Genomic DNA, 1,875 nt, shown 5'->3' with positions numbered 1-1,875 from the left:
CTTTGTTTATTTTTTTCATAATAATCTTTCTTATCACTTAACATTTTGTTATACAAAAATCTTACACATCCAAATACCTTTGAAAAGTATTTTTTTTGATTAGCGTTAGGATATATTCTATATTTATAAGCTTTATTAGCACTCATATATTATATTATATTACTTATTTATTCTTAGCATATAGACAGATAAGCTAACATTTAATAATCACTGCGTATATTCTATTAATTATCACCTAGTATTAGTTACTAAATACCGGCATAAATGCATAAATAATAATCTTTCATCTTCTCTTTACCAAATAATACTTAATATATGTTCTTTGTGGAAAGTAACCCTTAATCAGTTTAATCATGATAAAGATCATATTCATTTATTACTAGAATTTACCCCTAATATTGGACCTGATAAATTTATTAACAATCTAAAAACAGTATCTTTTAGGCTATTAAGAAAAAAATATTCTACTTATTTATATAAGTATTACTGGAAACCTTATTTTTGGTCTAGAAGCTATTGTCTTATCTCTACTGGGGGAGCTTCTATTGATATTATCAAAAAGTATATTCAAAATCAAAATAAATAGATTTATTACCAAAGGAGTCTCCACCTAAATTTCATAGAAATTATAGGTGACAAATTCTTTGCTATCTTTAGTTAAAATGGCTTTTTTAAGTTTTAATTAATTCTGTAGAGTTTATAATTAGTGTTGCTTTGCATTTTATTTATATAAACCTTTCTTTTTCTTAAATAGAGAATATCTTTAATTTTTTAATAGGAATAAAGCTAGAGTCATCATATAATTTTAAGCTTTAATGATCGCTTTCCTGTATTGCTTAATGTAGCACTTGTCTCTTTTGTATTTATATAAATTATTACTAAGGCCATCTTTAAAGATAACCTTAGCATTTACTTTAAGTTTATGTGTATATAATATTGGGTATTTCAAAATGCAAGTGTATAATTGTGTGTTGCTCCTATTGATATTTCTTTTTATTGCATAAGCTAAAGTCCATATTTTTCTAGTGTTTTATCATGAACATTAGTATTTTGGGATCAATATATGTTAAGTATTTAACTTTTAGTCAAAGTAAGTAATTCTCTAATTCTAATCTTAGTTTAGTTATTTCTTATATCAGCTATTTAACCCTTTTATAAACTTCTAATAGCTTGTCAATAATAGCAATCATTTTATTTATCTCTGTCACTTTAGGATTACTAGCAAACCTCTTTGCATTATTAAACCACCAATCTTCAAATCCATGATATGCAATACCTGAAATAACGCCTACAATGACACTAGCAGCGTTATCTCCTTTTCCATTAGCATACTTCTTAGCAACCTCATTAAACTTGCTAGCAGCTTGCCTAAACTTGCTAGAAGATAAACTAGAAGTAACTATAACAACAAAATCATAAGTATAAGCATAAGCCAGGCAAGCTGTTTCGGTGGTTTTTTTAATAACAGCAAGAATACTTCTAACTGTTTTTAAATTGTCTACGCTTTCATTCTTCTCCTCTCTTCTCCTCTTTAGAAGCACTTTCTGTTTTTGTTTTGATTTTATGCTCAGCATCACTAGCTTGACTTATAGCTTTTTTGTACTCCGCAATGGCATCATCTAAAACTTTGGTATCCCCTTATAGCCAGGCAAAGCATCCTTTATCATCTTGCTAAGTTTAGTATAATCTTGGTCTAGATTTAATTTTTCTAACTCAGCAATAGCTTGTCTACGTTTTGCAGAGAGGAGGGCCCTGGCAATAAAGCATCTAATGCGATACGTATCACAGCTGCCATAGGTGTCAATAGTATTACAAGAGCTTGCATACTTATTATAAATAGAAATTAGAATATATTGATATGGTATAGCTTTATAA

The 1,875-nt window shown here is 28.0% G+C and carries 3 protein-coding genes and 1 pseudogene; 1 reads left to right on the top strand and 3 read right to left on the bottom strand.

Annotated elements, in window-relative coordinates:
* Positions 1–146: helix-turn-helix domain-containing protein (locus F0310_RS05605; RefSeq protein ID WP_182117979.1), on the bottom strand; the 146-nt coding region annotated here is incomplete at its 3' end.
* A gap of 77 nt (positions 147–223) precedes the next feature.
* On the opposite strand from F0310_RS05605, the gene tnpA reads away from it, so the two are divergent.
* A complete protein-coding gene (gene tnpA / locus F0310_RS05600) occupies positions 224–586 on the top strand; it encodes an IS200/IS605 family transposase (protein WP_182117980.1) in 363 nt (120 codons plus the stop codon).
* Positions 587–1,139: 553 nt separating this feature from the next.
* Here tnpA and F0310_RS05595 read toward each other — a convergent pair.
* Entirely contained in the window at positions 1,140–1,574 is a 435-nt protein-coding gene (locus F0310_RS05595; RefSeq protein ID WP_182117978.1) for a hypothetical protein, read from the bottom strand.
* A gap of 45 nt (positions 1,575–1,619) precedes the next feature.
* A pseudogene (locus tag F0310_RS05590) lies at positions 1,620–1,875 on the bottom strand (hypothetical protein); the annotation flags it as partial.

The organism is Borrelia sp. A-FGy1 (genome assembly GCF_014084025.1).
Classification (GTDB): domain Bacteria; phylum Spirochaetota; class Spirochaetia; order Borreliales; family Borreliaceae; genus Borrelia.
This window is presented reverse-complemented; position numbering and strand designations above follow the sequence as displayed.